The sequence below is a fragment of the Pantoea sp. Sc1 genome (assembly GCF_000255315.1).
GTDB classification, from domain to species: domain Bacteria; phylum Pseudomonadota; class Gammaproteobacteria; order Enterobacterales; family Enterobacteriaceae; genus Pantoea; species Pantoea anthophila.
Window position 1 is genome coordinate 2273130 of sequence record NZ_AJFP01000001.1, and the last position, 19965, is coordinate 2293094.

A 19965-nucleotide genomic window follows, 5' to 3' on the forward strand; every position below is an offset into this window, starting at 1 on the left:
ACAGGCTCTGCCACGCTATTCAGTCTGAGCCGGGGGCGATGAGATAACCCCCTTTCCGGCAGTGCCCGACAGTGACCGTTCGCAGGCTGTGCGGGTCGCTGCCACCGCCCTGTTCTCTTCCGTCTCAGCGGCGGCGGTGGCCTCGCCGTCAGCGTTTAAACCGCGCTGTCGCTCTCCAGCGCATCCTGAATCGCGTCGGCCAGATTGCCAATTTCATTGGCCACTGCCTGCAGATCCCAGGAGGCTTTAGAGCCGGTAGCCGAGGTCGAGGCGCTGACGGACTCTTTTGCCACTGACAGGGCAGCCGCCACGGCGACCGAACGTTTGTGTTGCTCCTGAGTGATGCCCGCAGGCGGTATCGCGAAATAGTCGTGAACCATGATCGTTTCCTTGTGATGAATTAGGGGTCAACCTTAGTCTTCTGCCTCCGGCGTGTGAAGTGAATTATGCGTCCTGGCCGGCCGGACGGTCAGGATTCCAGCAGCCGCGTTGCACGCTGATCCTGTGCACCGCAGAAACCTGTACAGGTTGTACAGGTTTCTGGAGAAAAACGGCGTAAAAAAGGCAGTTGTAACGTTTTTACCGGGTGGCCGCAAAATAAACGGGTGCCTTGCCCTTCCCACAACGCTGGCCGGGATAACAAATTAACTCTTTGTATTTAATGATATAAAATAAATAACCTTGCCATTTTGCCGGAAAACTCAACCCACCAACACCTCCGACCAGTACACTTTTATCAGATTTCATTGTACAAGTTTCTCATTCTTGTATAACTTTACTGCGTGACGATAAATCACTTGTAACGAAGGGTGCTTTGCACCGCATCTGAAGGTGTTGTGGATTTCCACCTTCAGATGCAATTTTTTTTTGCGTCTGCCGGTCACCGGATCTGAATCGACGCATCAACCCCCAATTTCTTATGAGGCCTGACATGCAACCTACGATGAATACAGAGTCTCAGATTTCTGATTACTTCATGAACTCTGGCAAGACACTGACGACTGAAAAACAGGTTATCGCGGCTGTCCATGCTGAACTCGCCCGCGCTAAAGCTCACGTTTCCGATAAAGACGTCGTGCTGGGCCTGATTAACCGCCTGGAGAGTGAGCGTGACGTGGTTAAACAGGACGTTTACCGTCAGGCTCTCGAACATGTTCTGCAGCGTGCGCCGGCAGCCAGCGCCAGCTAAAAAACCTGTGTCTGTTACGATGGAACGCGAATTAGCATGGATGCGTTTCCTGTCCGGAATCTGCCCCTGATAAGGGGCTTTTTTTGTCCTGCAACCCCCTTTCCGTTCCCTCTTTTCCGCCCTCTCTTACAGCCAGATATCGTGCCAGATTTAACCATTTTTGCCGCTTATTTCACCATCAATTGCGGTTAATTGCTCTCGGTTCGCTTTATTTATCCGATATCTGTGTCCAGGCTTTTTCTGCATCTCCTGCAAACACAGACGAGGAAAATAATCATGTTTCATCATTCATCAAAACTTCAATTTCCGGTTCGTGTAGAGAAACCCGATCCAGAGTTTGCCATGCTGTTACAGCAGGCCATCGGCGGCGTCGAAGGTGAAATTCGTGTAGCGATGCAATACTTTTTCCAGGCAATGGGCGCACGCGGTGATGTGCGGATTCGCGATCTGCTGATCTCAACCGCCACCGAAGAGCTGAGCCATATCGAAATGCTGGGCTACGCTGTGGCGCTTAATCTGGAAGGTGCCCCCCTCTCTTACCAGGAAGCCTCCGCGAAAGATCCGGTGGTTAATGCGATTCTGGGTGGCATGAACCCGCGCCATATTCTCTCTTCCGGCCTGGCCGCAATGCCGGTGAACGCCAACGGGATGCCGTTCGACATGAGCCACATCTACGCCTCCGGTAACGTCGCGGCGGATATGCTGGCCAACGTCACCGCAGAGGCCACCGGTCGCGTGCTGGCTACCCGTCTCTACAACATGACCGAAGATAAAGGCATGAAGGATTTCCTCTCGTTCCTGATCGCCAGGGACACCATGCACCAGCAGCAGTGGCTGGCGGTGATTGAGGAGATGGGCGGACTGAACGCCTCGCTGCCGATTCCGAACAGCTTCCCGCAGGAAAATGAGGCGCAGGAACACTCCTACTACTGCCTGAACACCTCACTGGATAAACCGCTGCCGGAAGGCCGCTGGAGCAGCGGTCCGGCTTACGATGGTCAGGGTCAGTTCAGCGCGAAACAGCAGCCCGATATTCTGGGTGACGAACCGCTGCTCGGTAACGCCCGCCCGGGTTCCGGTGCCCAGGCCGAGCAGATTGACGGTATCACGCCGCCAAAACCTTAATCACTCATGCTGCACGCCTGTCGGGGAGTGACGCCCTGACAGGTTTCGCCCCTTTTACTGGAGGAATAGCCATGTCATCCACTCAGCGTCCACAGCCACCTTTCGCCGAACAGCAGCAGACGTGGCCAGGCAGCACTGCCGCGATGCAGCCGCAGCCCGATCATGGCGAAGAGAGCTATCAGGGATCAGGCCGCCTGACGGGTAAAAAAGCCATTATTACCGGTGGCGACTCTGGCATTGGCCGGGCTGTCGCCATTGCGTTTGCCCGCGAAGGTGCCGATGTGCTGATCTCCTACCTCGATGAACATGAAGATGCGCAGGATACGGCCCGGCTGGTAGAGGCCGCCGGTCGCAAAGCCGTGCTGGTGCCCGGCGATATTACCGAGGCGTCTCACTGTAATGCGCTGGTCGATCGGGCGGTAGAGGCGTTCGGGGAGGTTAACATTCTGGTCAACAACGCCGCCTTTCAGATGACGCGTATGTCGCTGGATGAGATCAGCGATGAAGAGTTTGACCGCACCATGAAAACCAACCTCTACGCGATGTTTTACCTGACCAAAGCCGCCACCCGGCATATGCCGGCGGGCGGGTCGATCATCAACACCGCCTCAATCAATGCCGATCAGCCAAAACCGAAGCTGCTCGCCTATTCGGCCACGAAAGCCGCCATCGTCAACTTCTCCGGCGGACTGGCCGCTCTGCTGGCTGAAAAAGGTATCCGCGCCAATGCGGTCGCGCCCGGCCCTATCTGGACGCCGCTGATCCCCTCAACCATGCCGGTTGAACAGGTGAAAAACTTTGGCAGTGAGGTGCCGCTGCAGCGGGCCGGTCAGCCTGCTGAGCTGGCACCCACCTATGTGATGCTGGCCAGTGACGAAGGCAGCTACATTTCAGGGGCAACCATCGCCGTCACCGGCGGCGTGGCGATTATTTAACAGGACGCTTCCCTGGCACACTCTGTCAGGGGATCGGCTATCCGCTGCTGCGCTATCGCCCAGGCGTAGAGCGGTTCCCGCGCCAGATTCTTCATTTTCACTTCGCACATAATGTCGAAATCCTGAAACGACAGCGCCCATCCATTCAGCGTCGGGTTAAAGAAGTAGTCAGAGTGCGCCCGCAGTTTGCTTTTGCTCACCCCCAGCGCCGCCTGATCGGGCCAGCCCTGCGGCGGAATGATCCCCTCCTGCGAAATCGAGTAGTGCAGCACCGGACGCACGCCGCGCCAGGAGTCGATAACGCGGGCAACACGCGGATCGTCTGGCTGAATAAACTCACTCTCTTTTACCCAGTGATGGTGAATATCCAGCACCACCGGACAGAGCGGTGCCGCCTGCAGCACGTCATCCAGCGAACAGGAGATCTCATCATTCTCCACCGTCAGCATCCGTTGCGCTTCCGGGCTGAGCTGCTCAAAGGCGCGTTTAAATCCGTCGAACCCCGCCTTGCCGTTCATATGGATGTTGATTTTGAAATCCTGAAACTGTTTGCCGTAGCCCATCAGCGTGGCGCAGAGCGTGTGATACTCCACATCCTCCAGCGCGCGCGTCACCACATCGGGATTATCGGAGGCCAGCACGGTGTACTGGCCCGGATGGAAGGAGAGCCGGATATCGTTTGCCCGCGCCAGTTCACCACAGCGGGCAAACAGCGGATGGAGTTCGGGCAGAAACGCCGCAAACAGCGGTGTGGCTTCGGGCACGGTGTAAAGCGGCAGCAGATCGCTGCCGATACGCATCATCCGGAGAGGCGCGGGTAAGGTAGCCAGTTGCTCCAGCGTCTGATAAAGATGATTCAGATTGGTCACGCTGATCTCATGGAGCAGCTGATAACGTTCATCATGCGATAAACTCAGAAACCGTTTACGGGTGGTGGCGCGAAACGGGAAAAATTGTTTGCCATCACTGTTGAGATACTTACATGCAAAGCCTAATTTCATGACTGCTCCTGATTGATGCTTATCAGAAGTGTAACAGGCCTCTGGCGACCAGCCAGTCGCGGGGGCGCAGAGGCAGGCTATAGAGTGACAGGGAGAAACGCTATGCAGGGCCATGAAATCCAGCGCATCGCCATCGACGCAGCGGAGCGGCTGCCCGCCGCCGAATGCAGCTATCCGTTCGGGCCGAAACATCAGGTATATAAAGTGTGTGGAAAAGTGTTTTTGCTGCTGACCGAACTGCGCGGGGTGCTCATCATCACGCTGAAATGTGAGCCGCAGCAGGCGGAGCTGCACCGGGTCATCTACCCCTCCATTACCCCCGGCTATCACATGAATAAGCGCCACTGGATTACGGTCTCGCCCGGTGACGGCCTCTCGCCCGGCCTGATTCAGCAACTGGTGGAGGAGGCTTATCGCCGCGTCGTGAAGGGTATCCCCGCTTCGCGCCGCCCGGTCTGGGTGGGCTGACAGCGCGGCCACGGGTCAGGAGAAGGACGGCGGACAGGAGTCCGACCCGCCGTCACCCGTGAGCCATCTTACCCCGCGCTTAATGGTGCAGCATCTCCTCCACCACCTCAGCATTCATCATCTGGTAGGGATAATAGGTCGGCCAGTTCTCCATCTCCGCCAGCAGCGCCTGCTGAGAGTCGTTGCCCGTGAAGATATGGAAATGGGCAGACTTACGCGGTCCGATGGTGTGGTCGCTGAACTGCACATATTTTGGCGCGCGGCTGTTCGCGTCTTCACAGGTAAAGAGGTAGCGCACCCCTTTTTTGCCGGAGCTGTAGGTCAGGATTTTATAGCCGTCATAGCGGTAGTGACAGGCGCTGACCTGGTTGCCCACGTGGAACTCCATCACGCCATTTTCAATACCGATGGTATCGACGCGGGTGGCATACCCTTTGCGATAATATTCTTTATATTCTGCGGCCGTTTTATGGGGGTCCTGCTGCGCTTTTTTCTGCCAGACCGGGTCCAGCTCGCCACTCTGCAGCAGCGGATAGACCGACTGCCACAGCCCATCCCAGTCAGAAAGCGAACGATCTTTCACGTCGCTGTCAGCAAAGACCCCTTCTGCGGCTTTCTGCTCCTGCGCTGACAGCGGTTTGCCATGTGCGTGACTGCCGTGTGCCTGCACCTGCTGCGTGATTAACAGCGCCGCCACGATCCCTATCCATTTACCTGCATGATTCACCACAACCTGACCCTCAGTAAAAGTTACAAAATGAAATGTTATGATATAACATTTCCATATTCAACCCGTTTGCCGCTTTATCAACATTAAATCTGTTTATGGTTATCTTTCCGGTACAGCGCCTCAGCGGGGAGAGATGGCAGGTCAGGCCGGCGCAGGAAAAACAGAGCGGATGGCCTGGCGGGCGGGCACTGACCCGCCGATAAGCCAGACGGCACAGGGGGTGAATAAGCGAAGCGACAAGGCGTACCCGCAGATAAGCGTACGTTTTCAGCCGGACGAAAAAGAGGCAGCCATCCGGATTAAATGCCCGGTTTACCCTCAGCATTGTTCAGGTTGTTCTATATTTAGTGTCGTCGAAAATAAAACAACAGCCGGAGCATGGATTAATGTCGAAAGAAACTGAGAAGAAACCCCTGAGCCACCGTGCGCCCACTACCGGACCAGAGTCGTCAGAGCCGGGTCTGGGTTCGCTGGCACCGAAAGATGGTTCGCATCAGCCACCCGCCGAACCCACTCCGCCAGGCAAGCAGCCTACCGCCCCAGGCAGCCTGAAAGCGCCACAGACCCACAACGCTAAACTCGACCAGCTTGAAGCCAGCCGTAAAAACGGCACGAACCAGCCGCTGACCACCAATCAGGGCACCCGCATCGCCAACGACCAGAACTCCCTGCGAGCCGGTACGCGCGGTCCGACCCTGCTGGAAGACTTCATCCTGCGTGAGAAGATCACGCACTTTGACCATGAGCGTATTCCTGAGCGCATCGTGCATGCACGCGGCTCAGCGGCACACGGCTACTTTCAGCCTTACCGCTCACTGAAAGATCTGACCAAAGCTCAGTTCCTCAGCGATCCGAATCAGACCACCCCGGTTTTCGTGCGTTTCTCCACCGTACAGGGTGGTGCTGGCTCTGCCGATACCGTGCGTGATATCCGCGGTTTCGCCGCCAAGTTCTATACCGAAGAGGGCGTGTTTGACCTGGTCGGTAACAACACCCCGGTGTTCTTTATTCAGGATGCGCATAAATTCCCTGACTTTGTGCACGCCGTTAAGCCGGAGCCGCACAATGAAATCCCGCAGGGCCAGAGCGCCCATGACACCTTCTGGGATTATGTCTCCCTGCAGCCGGAAACCATGCACAACGTCATCTGGGCGATGTCCGATCGCGGCATTCCGCGCAGCTATCGCACCATGGAAGGCTTCGGGATCCACACCTTCCGCCTGATTAACGCCGAAGGCAAAGCGACCTTTGTCCGCTTCCACTGGAAGCCGGTGGCCGGTAAAGCCTCACTGCTGTGGGATGAGTCGCAGAAACTGACCGGCCGCGATCCGGACTTCCACCGCCGCGATCTGTGGGAAGCCATTGAAGCGGGCGATTTCCCGGAATATGAACTGGGCCTGCAGCTGATCCCGGAAGAGGATGAGTTCAAATTTGACTTCGACATTCTCGATGCCACCAAACTGATCCCGGAAGCGCTGGTGCCGGTTGAAATTGTCGGCAAAATGGTGCTGAACCGTAACCCGGACAACTTCTTTGCCGAAACCGAGCAGGTGGCATTCCATCCGGGTCATATCGTGCCGGGACTCGATTTTTCCAACGATCCGCTGCTGCAGGGTCGCCTGTTCTCCTATACCGACACGCAGATCAGTCGTCTGGGCGGCCCGAACTTCCACGAGATCCCGATTAACCGTCCGACCTGTCCTTACCATAACTTCCAGCGTCAGGGGATGCATCGTCAGGACATCGACACCAACCCGGCTAACTACGAGCCGAACTCGATCAACGACAACTGGCCGCGTGAAACCCCACCGGCGGCGAAAGGCGGCGGCTTCGAGAGCTATCAGGAGCGGATCGAAGGCCACAAGGTGCGCGAGCGCAGCCCCTCCTTCGGCGAATACTATGCCCAGCCGCGCCTGTTCTGGCAGAGCCAGACCGAGGTTGAGCAGCAGCACATCATCGGTGCCTATTCGTTTGAGCTGAGCAAAGTAGGACGTGCCTATATTCGTGAGCGCGTGGTGGATCATCTGGCGCGCATCGATACCAAACTGGCGCAGGGTGTGGCCGACAATCTGGGCATCGCCCTGACCGACGAGCAGCTCAATATCCAGCCGCCGGCACCGGTCAACGGCCTGACCAAAGATGACAGCCTGAGCCTCTATGCCGTGCCGGATGGCGAGATCAAAGGCCGTCAGGTCGCACTGCTGCTGAGCGACGGCGTGAAAGCGGACGGTGTGCTGGCGATCCTGCAGGCGCTGAAAGCGGAAGGCGTGCACGCCAAACTTCTGGCGCCGCACATGGGCCAGGTGCGTGCCGACGATGGTTCCGTACTGCCGATTGACGCCACCTTCGCCGGTCTGCCTTCGCTGACCTTTGATGCGGTGATCGTACCGGATGGCAACATCGATGCGCTGCTGTTAAGTGGTGATGCCCGCTACTTCCTGCTGGAAGCCTACAAGCACCTCAAGGTCATTGGCCTGGTGGGCGACGCGCGCCGCTTCAAAGCGCAGTTCGGTCTGGGTGATGGCGATCAGGAAGAAGGCATCGTGCAGGGTGACTCGGCGGAAAGCGCCCTGACCTCTGAATTTACGCAGGCGATGAAAGCGCACCGCGTCTGGTCCCGCAGCCAGAAGGCGCAGTCTGTTCCGGCCTGATGCGTTAAGTGAATAAAAAACCGCCCCCCGGGCGGTTTTTTTATGGCGGAGAAAGCGGAACCCTGACGTAAAAGGCGTTCCCGTCAGAAGCTCTGCCAGTTGTCGTTGTCTGCCACGGCAACAGGCTGACGCTGTGGCGCGGCGATCGCCTTCGCGACCGGTGCGGCTGAAAACGCGGCGTGCAGCGTGCCGGTTTTGAAAACCGCGACCGTTTTACGCAGATAACTTGCCTGCTCCTCCAGCGAGGCGGCGGCACTGGCAGACTCCTCCACCAGCGCGGCGTTCTGCTGCGTAACGCCATCCATCTCTGAAACGGCGATGCAGACCTGCTCAATGCCACGGGTCTGTTCGGTCGAGGAGGCGGCGATCTCTTCGATCAGCTGCGTGACCCGGCTTACCGATGTCACGATGCTCTCCATCGCGCTGCCCGCCTGCGCGGCGTAACCGGCACCGGTTCTGATCCGCTCAGCAGAGCGGTCAATCAGGCCGCGGATCTCCTGCGCGGCCGTGGCGCTGCGGCCAGCCAGCGAGCGTACTTCACCCGCCACCACCGCAAATCCCCGGCCCTGCTCCCCGGCGCGCGCCGCCTCAACAGCCGCATTCAGCGCCAGAATGTTGGTCTGAAACGCGATGCTGTCGATAATAGCGATAATCCCGGCGATCTGACCGGAGCTTTCGCTGATCTGATCCATGTTGGCGATAACCCGGGCCACCGTCTCGCCGCCCTGCACCGCCGTGGTTGACGCCTCTTTTGACACCGTGGTCGCCTGGCGGGCGTTGTCGGCGTTGAGTTTCACCGTCGAGGTGAGCTGCTCCATGCTGGCCGCGGTCTGCTCCAGCGCGGCGGCCTGCTGTTCGGTGCGGGAGGAGAGATCGCTGCTGCCCGCGGAGATCTCCGCCGCACCGGTGAAGATTGAACGGGTAGCGTCATCAACCGAGGTGATGGTCACCACCAGCGCATCGCGCATCTGCTGCAGCTCCTGAACCAGCAGCCCCATCTCATTGCGCCCTTCCTGCTGAATCGCGGAGGTCAAATCACCGCCTGAGATGGCACGCATGTAACCGGTCAGCCTGCCGAGCGGGCCAACCAGCAGTTTTTGCAGCCCGACCCAGACCGCTGCGGCCACCACAACGGTAATCAGGCCGATGGTCAGCAGCGTCCAGAGTGCATCCGTCAGGCTGCGCTGATTATGCTCTGAGGTCGCTTTCATCAGCTGGATGTTCAGCGCACGCCAGGCCTGATAGGCGCTGTCGAGCTGATCCTGGGCGGCCTGCGCCTCCAGGTTGCCGTAAGCCGGGTAGTTGCCCTGCTTCAGAAAGGTGATGGAGGCGAGCATGGTTTCACGCATCTGCTGATAGGCCGCCTTCACCTGCGTCGCCTGCGCGTCGCTCTGTTTCTCCTGCTGCGTCAGCCCCTGCCAGGCCGTGAAGTCGGCGTCGGCCGCCGCCGCAGACTGCCCCGCCTGCTCCAGCAGCGTCGCCATCGCCGCCAGCGATTTCGGGTCCTGCTGATTCTTCAGGAAACGGATCGCCACACGGTTGATGGTGACGCGGGTTTTGATCAGGGTTTTTACGGCATCGCTCAGGTGCTGCTGCTGCAGCGTCAGCTGCTCAGCGGCCACGAAGTTTTTATCGGCTTTTGCCATGCCGTTGTAGAACAGGAAACCGGTCAGGGTGAGTAAAATGATGAAGACGGCCAGCACCGCCAGAATACCGTGCGTTATTTTAAGATTTTTTATCATGTGAGCAGGCTCATATCAGAGGAGATAGTAGCGTTATCGGCCAGCGCCGCGTTTATCTGAGTGCCTGATGGAAAAGCTTTTTCACGGCGTGATGCCAGGCACACTCAGCCGGACAAAAAAAGCGCCGCGAAGGCCTCTGAGCGCATTCGCCGCTTAACATCCGCCCCTCTGCTGTGGTTGAATTCGCCCCTTACATTTTTTGCACGTGGTTATCATGCATTACATACAGAGTCTGATGCGTTTTATTGAGGGAAACAGCGTGTTGTCGGCCAGCTTCAGCCTGCTGCTGCTGATTATGGCCGGGATGGTCACTCACCTGATCTGCAAATTCTTCATCGTCAAAGTGGTCAGGAAAGTCTTCTTCAGCAGCCACAAGCAGGGCGTGCCGCTGGACAAAGATGTGCGCCTCTCGCAGAAGCTCTCCAATTTTGTGCCGGTCATTGTGGTCTACAATTTCCTGCAGTTCATGCCCGGCCTGCCGGAGCATCTGAAGATCGCCGTGCAGACCATCTGCGGCATCCTGTTCTTTATCTATCTGTCGATCTTCTTCAACGAAGTGCTGGAGATCGTTAACAGCTCCTATTCGCGCAAATCGAAGCGCAAGAATCACTCGATTAAAGGCTACATCCAGATTGGTAAAATCCTGGTGCACATTATCGCCGCGATCATGATTCTGGCGATTATGTCCAATAAGTCACCGGCGATCATCATCTCCTCGCTGGGTGCGGTGGCCGCCGTGCTGATGCTGATCTTTCAGCATACGCTGCTGTCGCTGGTGGCCAATATTCAGCTCTCCTCCAACGACGTGCTGCAGCTGGGCGACTGGATTGAGATGCCGGATAACAATATCAGCGGGGAGGTGATCGATATTGCGCTGCACACCATCACCATCCGCAACTGGGACAACACCATTTCGCGCATCCCGACCAAGAACTTCCTGACCGAGACCTACACGAACTGGCAGGCGATGTTCTCCTCCGGTGCGCGCCGTATCATGCGCAGCTTTTATCTGGATCAGAAGTCGATCACCTTTGTGAATCAGGAGATGTTGCAGTCGATGAGCCAGATCCGCATCGCCAGCGAAGCGATTACCGGGCTGCTGGACGGGCGCGACATCAGCGCTGTGGGCGACCGCTGGTTTATGGAGAATGGCATTACCAATCTGATGGTATTTCGTAAGTTCCTGACCGCCTGGCTCGCCCAGCGTCACGATATTCAGAAAGAGATGTATATCGTGGTGAGGCCGCTGAAACCGTCACCGGATGGGTTACCGGTGGAGATCTACTGCTTCACCTCCTCCATTCTGTGGGTGGACTATGAGAATACCCAGGCGGAAATTTTTGAGTTTATCTATTCGATGGCCCGTCTGTTTGAACTGCAGATCTATCAGCATCCGGCGGGGTCCGATTTCGCCCGGCTGGCTCAGCCGCACCCCGGAAGCCGGGACGCGCAGCAGAGCAGCGAACAGTAACCCCCCACGCGCGGCGGCCCCTGCTGCCGCGCGGTTCAGCTTTTACTCAGCGCATAGTTCAGCACTCTGTCATTTTTCATCTGCACGGTCAGCGTCTGCCCCTCGGTGGTATTCAGGGTGCGCGCCTCACTGTAGGTCCATTTCAGCAGCCGCTGCCCGTCCGGGTAGGGCGTTTCACTGTCGGGCTGGCCGAACAGGGCGATCAGCTGGGCTTTGGTGGTCTGACCGGCATGAATCTGCTGCAGATGCGAATTGTCCAGCCGGTGTCCGACCCGGTTAGAGCAGGCAGAAAGCAGCAGCAACACGGCTAACAGGGCGTTTTTCCTCACATCCTCTCCTTAAACATTCAGCGTCACGGGCGAGCCTGTCCGGACGTGCCTGAGCTTATAGCGAATCCGCCCCCTCCGTCAGCCTTTTCTGCGCCGCCCCCGCTTTCACTCATCCCGGATCACGCTGATTCAGCGTCATAAACGCAAATTTTGTTCACCAGCCCCTCCGCCGCCCGGCGAGGGCAACATCTTAGTCTATGATTATTCACTGTAGCCGCGTGGAAGCGGTCTCACCGCCCTTTTCCACCGCATCACACTGAATACCAGTCCAGCTTCCTGGCTGAAGAGACGCGCCGGCCCACCCGGCATCCTGGTCTCGCTGGCAGGTTTATGATTTTTGACATTTGCATGATCAACATCCTTTTCGCGCAATGGACGCCATTGCGCATTTCCAGGCTAAATGAGGCAACTGAATGGAATCCAAATCTTTTTCCAAAAGCTGGGGCGCTGAACGGGTTGCCCGTGATGAGGTGCGTTTTCGCCTCTGGGCAACCGGCCAGCAACGTGTGACGCTGCGCCTCTCCGGTAAAGACATAGAGATGACCCCGCAGGCTGACGGCTGGTTTGAGACGCAGGTTGCCGGTGTGGCCGCCGGCGCGGAGTATGACTTTGTGCTGGCCGATGGCACAGCCGTGCCCGATCCCGCCGCCCGCGCCCAGAAAGCGGAGGTCAACGGCCCCTCTCTGGTGATCGATCCTGATGCTTATCAGTGGCAGAACACGGCATGGCGCGGCCGTCCGTGGCCGGAGTCGGTGGTGTATGAACTGCACATCGGCACCTTTACCCCCGAAGGCACTTTCCGGGCCGCGATTGAAAAGCTTCCGGTGCTGGCGGAAACCGGCATTACCATGATCGAGGTGCTCCCGGTGTCGCAGTTTGGCGGCAACCGCGGCTGGGGCTACGACGGCGTGCTGCTCTACGCACCGCACGCCGCCTACGGCACACCCGATGATTTCAAAGCCTTTATCGACGCAGCGCACGGCCACGGTCTGTCGGTGGTGCTCGATATCGTGCTGAACCACTTCGGCCCGGAGGGCAACTATCTGCCCCTGCTCTCGCCTGACTTCTTCCATCAGGAGCGCAAGACGCCGTGGGGGGCAGGCATCGCCTATGACGTTGATGCGGTTCGTCGCTACATTGTGGAGGCGCCGCTCTACTGGCTGCAGGAGTTTAATCTCGACGGCCTGCGTTTTGACGCCATCGATCAGATTGACGATCCCAGCGAAAAGCATGTGCTGATTGAGATTGCCGAGCGTATCCGCTCGACGATTACCGATCGCCCTATCCATCTCACCACCGAAGACTGCCGCAATGTCACCTTCCTTCATCCGCGTGATGAAAAAGGCGACGCTCCGCTGTTCACGGGGGAGTGGAACGATGACTTCCACAACGCCGTGCATGTGCTGGCGACCGGGGAAGATCACGCCTACTACCAGGACTTTGCCGATCATCCGGCGCAGCAGGTGGCGCGGGCGCTGGCAGAAGGCTTTGTCTATCAGGGCGAAGTGTCGAAGCAGTCAGGTGAACCGCGTGGGGTGAAAAGCAGCAGCCAGCCGCCGGTGGCCTTTGTCGACTTTATCCAGAACCACGACCAGACGGGCAACCGGGCGCAGGGCGAAAGGCTCATCAGCCTGGCTGGCGCGGCGCGCACTCAGGTGCTGCTGGCCACCCTGCTAGTCTCGCCGCATATCCCGCTGCTGTTCATGGGCGAAGAGTATGGCGAAACCCAGCCGTTCCTGTTCTTCACCGATTTCCACGGCGATCTGGCTAAAGCGGTGCGCGAAGGCCGCGCCAGAGAATTTGAAGGCCATGCCGGTCACGGTGAAACCGTGCCGGACCCTAATGATGTGACCACTTTTGAACAGTCGAAACTTAACTGGCAGAAGAGGGAGACGCCGGAAGGCCAGCAGTGGCTGGCACTGACGCGCCAGCTGCTCAGCCTGCGTCAGCAGCATATTGTGCCGCTGCTGCAGAGCGCCGGGGGGGACGCCGGCCAGGTGATCACGACGTCAGAGGGCTTCCTCGCGGTGCGCTGGGACTTCCCGGCGGGCACGCTCTCCCTTGCGCTGAACGTCAGCAACCGCACGCAACCGATCCCCGATCTGCCGGGTAAGACCCTGTTTGCCTGGCCGCAGGCCGCAACTGAACTCGCGCCTGACTCTATCGTGGTGCGTCTGGCTAAGGGAGAAACCGCATGACTATTCCAACCGCAACCTATCGCATCCAGTTCCGCAACGGCATGACCTTTGACCGCGCCGCGGCGCTGGTGCCCTATCTGAAACAGCTTGGGATCAGCCATCTCTACGCCTCGCCGATCTTCAGCGCGACCGCGGAGTCCACTCACGGCTATGACGTCACCGACGTCAACGAGATCGAGCCCGCCATTGGCGGACGCGAAGGATTTGATCGGATGGTCGCCGCGCTGCAGGCCGCCGGACTGGGCCTGATCCTCGACATTGTGCCGAACCATATGGCCGCGTCGCTGGAGAACCCGTGGTGGCACGACGTGATCGAACATGGCGAACAGAGTCGCTACGCCACCTATTTTGATATCGACTGGTCACGTCGCCTGACACTGCCGTTCCTCGGTGACACCTTTGAGGCGGTGCTGGCGAATGGCGAGATCAGCGTGCAGCGCGACCCGCAGAGTGGCAAGCCGGCGCTGGCCTACTTTGACAATTTCTACCCGCTGGACCCACGGACCTGGCAGGATCGGGAAGAGGCGGTGCTCGCCCTGCGCGATGCCGCAGAGATTGCGGCCCTGCATGACCAGCAGCCGTGGCGACTGATGTCCTGGCGCGATGCGCCGCGCGACCTCTCCTACCGGCGTTTCTTTGAGGTGACCGGTCTGGTGGGCGTGCGCGTGGAGGACAAAACGGTCTTTGACGCAGCGCATCAGCTGATTCTTGAACTGGTTCACAGCGGTGCGGTGCAGGGCTTGCGGGTGGATCACGTCGATGGCCTGGCCGATCCGCGCGGCTATCTGGAGCAGCTGCGCCAGGCGGCGGGTCCCGACTGCTACCTCACCGTGGAGAAGATCCTGGGTGAGGATGAACAGCTGCCGGATGAGTGGCCGGTTTCCGGCACCACCGGCTATGAGTTTATGGCGGCGCTCGCCAACCTGCTGGTCGACAGCGATCGCCTGAGTGGCCTGCGCAAAGCCTATCAGGCGGTGATTGGCAAAACCGTGGACATGAAAGCGGAGCTGCGCGCCGCCAAGCTGTTGATGGCGAACCGTAATTTTGCCGGAGAATTTAACCGGTTACTCCGGCTGGCGCTGACGATTGCCGACGCAGAGGGCACGCCACAGCCGGAGCCGGAGCTGAAAAATGCGCTGCGCGAGCTGCTGGTGGCGTTCCCCGTCTATCGCACCTACGGCACCCCGGAGGGCCTGACCCCTGCCGACCAGCAGCTGCTGCAGGAGGTGGTCGGCCAGGTGAAAGCCAGCGCCACGGCACCAGACAGCGCGGCGCTCGACTTTCTGACCCGGATTCTGCGGGCTGAGGTCGCCTCTGCGGCCCGCGAGGATGCCACGCAGTTCCGCACCCGCTTCCAGCAGCTGACCGGCCCGCTGATGGCGAAGTCTGTCGAAGATACGCTGTTCTTCCGTCAGCACATGGCGCTGGCGCTGAATGAGGTCGGCGCTGAACCGCTGGCGCATCACTTCTCGCTGGCGCAGTTCCACGCCGAAATGCAGGCGCGGCGCGAACATCAGCCCGATGCACTGTCGGGCACCTCAACGCACGACACCAAACGCGGTGAAGATGCGCGTGCGCGGCTCTATACCCTGACCGAAGCGCCGCAGCGCTGGGCGGATTGCGTGAGCCGCTGGCGGGAGATCAATCAGGATCAGGTCGTCCGGCTGAAAGATGGCCCGGCACCGGAGCCGGCGGTCGAATGGATGCTCTATGAAGCGCTGGCCGGAGTCTGGCCGACCACCCTGCAACCGGACGACGCAGAAGGTCTGGCAGCGCTGGAAGCCCGCTTTGTGGTTTACGTGGAAAAAGCGCTGCGTGAAGCCAAGCTGCGCACCGACTGGACCGACAACAATGACGCCTATGAAGAGGCGGTGCTGGGCTATGCCCGTCACCTGCTCTCGCCCGCCAGTCACGCCTTCCTTAATGACTTCTGCGAGGCGCTGCAGCCCTTTATCCGCGCGGGCCTGGTCAACAGTCTGACCCAGACCGTGGTGAAACTCACCGCGCCGGGCGTGCCCGATATTTATCAGGGCAGCGAGGCGCTGGACTTCAGCCTGGTCGACCCCGATAACCGCCGCGAGCCCGACTTTGACGCGCTGGCCGCCATGCTCCGTGCGCCGCAGCACGACGGCAGTGAGGCCCACTGGCGGCGTGGTCAGGTTAATCAGCAGGCGATTGTGAAGCTGCTGGCGCTGCGCCAGCAGCAACCTGACCTGTTCCGCCACGGCGACTATCTGGCGCTGGAAGCCGGGGGTGGGCAGCCGGACAAGGTGCTGGCCTTTGCCCGCGCCCATGGGGATCAGGCGGTGATTGTCATTGTGTCGCGCCGGGTCTTTGACGCCCTGCCGGAAAACCTGGATCAGCCGCCTGCGGCGCGCTGGGCAGAGATCAGCCTCGCCCTGCCGGACGGGCTGCGTCAGCGCCATTATGAGGATGTGCTGAGCGGTAACATGCTCGATGCAGGCGATGCGCTGGCGCTGGGCGACCTGGCGTCGCAGTGGTGCGCCGTGCTGGTGGCACGCTGAAACCTTTTTTCTGTTACGCGTCAATCTGTTCACTGAATAACGAGGCATCAATGTCAAACAGTCAGCGTTTTGAAATTACGGCGGGTTACAGCCATTTGCTGGGGGCAAACTTTGATGGTCAGGGCGTAAACTTCGCCCTGTTCAGTGCCCACGCCGAGCGGGTGGAACTCTGTCTGTACGATCCCAGCGGTAAAACGGAAATCGCCCGTCTGGAACTGCCGGAATATACCCATGAAATCTGGCACGGCTATGTGCCGGGTCTGAAGCCAGGTGCGCTGTATGGCTATCGCGTCTATGGTCCCTACGACCCGGAGAATGGTCATCGCTTTAATCCGAACAAGCTGCTGCTCGATCCCTACGCCCGCGAACTGGCGGGCGACATCGCCTGGAACGAGGCGCACTTCGCCTACGATCTCTATCACGACGATAAAGATCTCACTTTTGACAGCCGCGACAGCGCGCCGTTTACACCGAAGTGCCGGGTGGTCGATCCCAACGAGTTTGACTGGCAGGACAGGAACCGTCCGAACGTGCCATGGCCGAAAACGGTGATCTATGAAACCCACGTCAAAGGCTTTACCCAGCTCAACACGGCGCTGCCGCCCGAACTGCGCGGCACCTTTGACGGCATGGGCCATAAAGCGACCGTCGACTACATCAAAAGCTTAGGCATTACCTCGGTCGAGCTGCTGCCGGTGCACTGGTTCCCGGACGATCAGCATCTGCTGGATAAAGGGCTGAAAAACTTCTGGGGCTACAACACGCTGGGCTTCTTTGCGCCCGCGACCCGCTACTTCGGCCCGCGCGGCATTCAGGGCTTCCGCGACATGGTTCGCGCCTTTCATGATGCCGGCATTGAGGTGATCCTCGACGTGGTTTACAACCACACCGCCGAGGGGAATGAGCTGGGGCCGACGCTGTCGTTTAAAGGCATCGATAACTTCTCCTACTACCGGACCCTGCCGGAACAGCACCGCTACTACATCAACGACACCGGAACCGGCAACACCGTCAATACCTCGCATCCGCGCGTGCTGCAGATGGTGCTCGATTCGCTGCGCTACTGGTCTGAGTCGATGCATATCGACGGTTTCCGTTTTGACCTCGGCACCATTCTGGGACGCGAACCGGATGGCTTTGACCCGCGCGGCGGCTTCTTCGATGCCGTGATGCAGGACCCGATCCTGTCACAGAAAAAGCTGATTGGAGAGCCTTGGGATATCGGACCGGGTGGCTATCAGGTGGGCAGCTTCCCGCCAGGCTGGGCAGAGTGGAACGACCAGTATCGCGACACGGTGCGCGACTACTGGAAGGGCAACAACGTTTCGACCGACTTTGCCGCCCGTCTGCTGGGATCCGGCGATCTTTACGATCAGCACGGCCGTCGCCCGTGGGCCAGCGTCAACTTCGTGACGGCGCACGATGGCTTCACGCTCAACGACCTGGTCTCCTACAACGACAAGCACAACGATGAGAATGGCGAAGATAACAACGACGGTCACAATGACAACCGCTCGTACAACTATGGCGCGGAAGGCCCGACGGACGACGAAGGCATCAACGCCGTACGCGAGCGCCAGAAGCGCAACTTCCTCGCCACCCTGATCTTCTCACACGGCACGCCGATGCTGCTGGCAGGCGATGAGTTTGGCCGCAGCCAGATGGGCAACAACAACGGCTACTGCCAGGACAGTGAAATCTCCTGGGTTCACTGGGATAACCTGCCGGAATCCGCCGAAGCGCTGCGCGCGTTCACCCGCCAGATCCTGAGCCTGCGTGCGCAGCAGCCTCTGCTGCGTCGGGAGAACTGGCGCGACGGCATGGATATCAAATGGTTCAACGCAGGCGGCGGGTTCCAGCAGAGTGAGCAGTGGGATGAAGGCTCCACGCTGGGCGTCTATATCGGGCGGCCCGACCTGCAGACCGAAGAGGGCATCTGGCACGATGTGCTGATGCTGCTTAACCCGTTTGAGGGCAACGTGCCCTTCCGCATCCCGCAGTTTGGTGAAGGGGGCTGGGTGCTGGAGCTGACCACCAGCGACGTGGCGAAACGCGGTCTGGTCATCACCAAAGAGAAGGATTTTGAGCTGGAAGGACGCAGCTTCGCACTGTTCAAACGTCCCTGATTAGGGATGACGGTAAGGCTTCAGGCGCAGCGCCTCTGACGCTGCGCTTGAATTTCTGGCAATCACTGCCAGGCTTAACCGGTTGTTAAACGTGAAAATTGATGCTGATAAGGAGGCATAATGTCCAGATTTACGCAGAAAGTTGTGGTTGTGACAGGTGCCGGGTCCGGCATTGGTGAGGCGAGCGCAAAACGCTTTGCAGAAGAAGGCGCGTCAGTGGTGCTGGTGGGACGCACCGCGCAGAAACTCGAAGAGACGCTGGCCGGACTGACGCCGGGTGACCACCTGGTAGCGGCCTGCGACGTCTCAGACGCTGCCCAGGTTAAACAACTGTCAGAAACCGTGCTGAACAAATATGGCCGGGTTGACGTGCTGGTGAATAATGCTGGCGTGATTGTCCAGGGCCGCATCCATGAAGTGGATCTTGAGGACTGGAAAACGCTGATGAAAACCGACCTGGACGGGGTTTTCCACGGCGTTCACTACTTCATGCCTGCCCTGCTGAAGAGCAAAGGTAACGTGGTTAACATCTCCTCGGTCTCCGGCTTAGGCGGTGACTGGGGCATGAGCATCTACAATGCCGCCAAAGGGGCGATCACCAACTTTACGCGCGCTCTGGCGATGGACTACGGCGCGGACGGCGTCCGCATCAATGCGATCTGTCCGGGCTTTACCTTTACCGATCTGACGGAAGATACAAAACAGGATCCGGCGCTGCTTGAGCGCTTTTACGATCGTATTCCACTGCGTCGCGCGGGTGAGGCGGATGATATCGCCAGGGCTATTGTCTTTATTGCCAGCGATGAGGCGAGCTATATTACCGGCGTCAATCTGCCGGTCGATGGCGGGCTGACCGCATCAAACGGACAGCCTAAACAGGCATAATCCTCAGGGCAGCATCTTAACGCTGCCCTTTTTTAATTCAGACTACCCCCGCTTTTATTCCCGCCCTTATCTGCTTTCCCGGAAAAAGAGCCCGGCGCTTAATGTTTTGGCGTATGACGGGTTGGCGTGGCAGCGCGTGCCGGTTTAATTACCGTACTGCTGCCCGGACAAATAAAAGTACTCAGGCAGGCATTACAGAGAATGGCATTGGCATGATGTATTTTCGCCACGGCCAGCGCCTGCTGACGGGTATAAAGCGAACCAATAAACACGCGCTTATCGTTCTTTGACAGATTAACGCAACCTTCTTTGTGTAAAATCCATCCACCCATGGGACGCGGGCACAGATAATAATAGCTGGCTTTGAGCATGGTAGTCATCCTGATAGTTGCTGTATGTGTCTTAAAAAAACGAACCAAAATTCGTAAGAGATTTTATTTGTAATCTGAAGCTTTATTAAACTAACTGAGAATTATCCCTAAAACCACTTTATTACAGAGGGCGGACTGACTTTGAGAATATGCCCTTTTTACCCGCTTCACTCGCTTCAGCTATTTATCGCCGCCGCTCCCCGCCTGCCGCTTCAGCGC

The 19965-nt window shown here is 58.6% G+C and carries 16 protein-coding genes; 10 read left to right on the forward strand and 6 right to left on the reverse strand.

All coding sequences use genetic code 11. From position 1 onward, the window contains the following. Nucleotides 1-155 precede the first annotated feature (155 nt). On the reverse strand, nucleotides 156-380 hold the full coding sequence (locus S7A_RS10495; protein WP_009090413.1) for a hypothetical protein: 225 nt from the start codon (nucleotides 378-380) through the stop codon (nucleotides 156-158). A gap of 551 nt (nucleotides 381-931) precedes the next feature. On the opposite strand from S7A_RS10495, the gene S7A_RS10500 reads away from it, so the two are divergent. The 3 genes from S7A_RS10500 (at nucleotide 932) to S7A_RS10510 (ending at nucleotide 3249) form a co-directional block, all read left to right on the forward strand. Further along, nucleotides 932-1189, forward strand: coding sequence for a biofilm development regulator YmgB/AriR family protein (locus S7A_RS10500; protein ID WP_033736266.1), 258 nt, complete (start codon nucleotides 932-934; stop codon nucleotides 1187-1189). Between the two features lie 276 nt (nucleotides 1190-1465). Continuing rightward, nucleotides 1466-2314: a manganese catalase family protein gene (locus tag S7A_RS10505; protein WP_009090415.1), complete on the forward strand. Its 849-nt coding sequence runs from the start codon at nucleotides 1466-1468 to the stop codon at nucleotides 2312-2314. Nucleotides 2315-2385: 71 nt separating this feature from the next. Continuing rightward, on the forward strand, nucleotides 2386-3249 hold the full coding sequence (locus tag S7A_RS10510; protein ID WP_009090416.1) for a glucose 1-dehydrogenase: 864 nt from the start codon (nucleotides 2386-2388) through the stop codon (nucleotides 3247-3249). On the opposite strand, the gene S7A_RS10515 is transcribed toward S7A_RS10510, so the two are convergent. Next, on the reverse strand, nucleotides 3246-4250 hold the full coding sequence (locus S7A_RS10515; RefSeq protein ID WP_009090417.1) for a UV damage repair endonuclease: 1005 nt from the start codon (nucleotides 4248-4250) through the stop codon (nucleotides 3246-3248). The genes S7A_RS10510 and S7A_RS10515 overlap by 4 nt on opposite strands. A gap of 102 nt (nucleotides 4251-4352) precedes the next feature. Here S7A_RS10515 and S7A_RS10520 point away from each other — a divergent pair, with 102 nt between their 5' ends. Beyond that, nucleotides 4353-4718, forward strand: a complete 366-nt coding sequence (locus tag S7A_RS10520) for an MmcQ/YjbR family DNA-binding protein (RefSeq protein WP_009090418.1) — start codon at nucleotides 4353-4355, stop codon at nucleotides 4716-4718. 79 nt (nucleotides 4719-4797) lie between these two features. On the opposite strand, the gene zinT is transcribed toward S7A_RS10520, so the two are convergent. Continuing rightward, entirely contained in the window at nucleotides 4798-5445 is a 648-nt protein-coding gene (zinT, locus tag S7A_RS10525) for a metal-binding protein ZinT (protein ID WP_050544663.1), read from the reverse strand. Nucleotides 5446-5834: 389 nt separating this feature from the next. On the opposite strand from zinT, the gene katE reads away from it, so the two are divergent. Next, entirely contained in the window at nucleotides 5835-8099 is a 2265-nt protein-coding gene (gene katE, locus S7A_RS10530; protein WP_009090420.1) for a catalase HPII, read from the forward strand. 83 nt (nucleotides 8100-8182) lie between these two features. On the opposite strand, the gene S7A_RS10535 is transcribed toward katE, so the two are convergent. Continuing rightward, nucleotides 8183-9841: a methyl-accepting chemotaxis protein gene (locus tag S7A_RS10535; protein WP_009090421.1), complete on the reverse strand. Its 1659-nt coding sequence runs from the start codon at nucleotides 9839-9841 to the stop codon at nucleotides 8183-8185. 214 nt (nucleotides 9842-10055) lie between these two features. Between S7A_RS10535 and S7A_RS10540 the strand changes: the two genes are divergently transcribed. Next, nucleotides 10056-11312 (forward strand): mechanosensitive ion channel family protein, encoded by a 1257-nt coding sequence (locus S7A_RS10540; RefSeq protein WP_009090423.1) that lies wholly within the window; start codon nucleotides 10056-10058, stop codon nucleotides 11310-11312. Nucleotides 11313-11347: 35 nt separating this feature from the next. On the opposite strand, the gene S7A_RS10545 is transcribed toward S7A_RS10540, so the two are convergent. After that, the gene (locus S7A_RS10545) at nucleotides 11348-11641 is read right to left on the reverse strand and encodes a hypothetical protein (protein WP_009090426.1); all 294 of its coding nucleotides are present in this window, start codon (nucleotides 11639-11641) and stop codon (nucleotides 11348-11350) included. A 413-nt stretch (nucleotides 11642-12054) separates the two neighbouring features. Between S7A_RS10545 and treZ the strand changes: the two genes are divergently transcribed. From treZ to S7A_RS10565, 4 genes are all read left to right on the forward strand, one after another. After that, a complete protein-coding gene (gene treZ, locus S7A_RS10550; protein ID WP_009090428.1) occupies nucleotides 12055-13839 on the forward strand; it encodes a malto-oligosyltrehalose trehalohydrolase in 1785 nt (594 codons plus the stop codon). Continuing rightward, the gene (gene treY / locus S7A_RS10555; RefSeq protein ID WP_009090430.1) at nucleotides 13836-16364 is read left to right on the forward strand and encodes a malto-oligosyltrehalose synthase; all 2529 of its coding nucleotides are present in this window, start codon (nucleotides 13836-13838) and stop codon (nucleotides 16362-16364) included. The genes treZ and treY overlap by 4 nt, the downstream gene beginning before the upstream one ends. A 50-nt stretch (nucleotides 16365-16414) precedes the next feature. Further along, nucleotides 16415-18490 carry a glycogen debranching protein GlgX gene (gene glgX / locus S7A_RS10560; protein WP_009090432.1) on the forward strand — a complete coding sequence of 692 codons (2076 nt, stop codon included), beginning with the start codon at nucleotides 16415-16417 and terminating at the stop codon, nucleotides 18488-18490. Nucleotides 18491-18610: 120 nt separating this feature from the next. Next, entirely contained in the window at nucleotides 18611-19375 is a 765-nt protein-coding gene (locus S7A_RS10565; RefSeq protein WP_009090434.1) for an SDR family NAD(P)-dependent oxidoreductase, read from the forward strand. A 98-nt stretch (nucleotides 19376-19473) separates the two neighbouring features. Here S7A_RS10565 and S7A_RS10570 read toward each other — a convergent pair whose 3' ends face one another. Then, nucleotides 19474-19746: a hypothetical protein gene (locus S7A_RS10570; protein ID WP_009090436.1), complete on the reverse strand. Its 273-nt coding sequence runs from the start codon at nucleotides 19744-19746 to the stop codon at nucleotides 19474-19476. Nucleotides 19747-19965 lie beyond the last annotated feature (219 nt).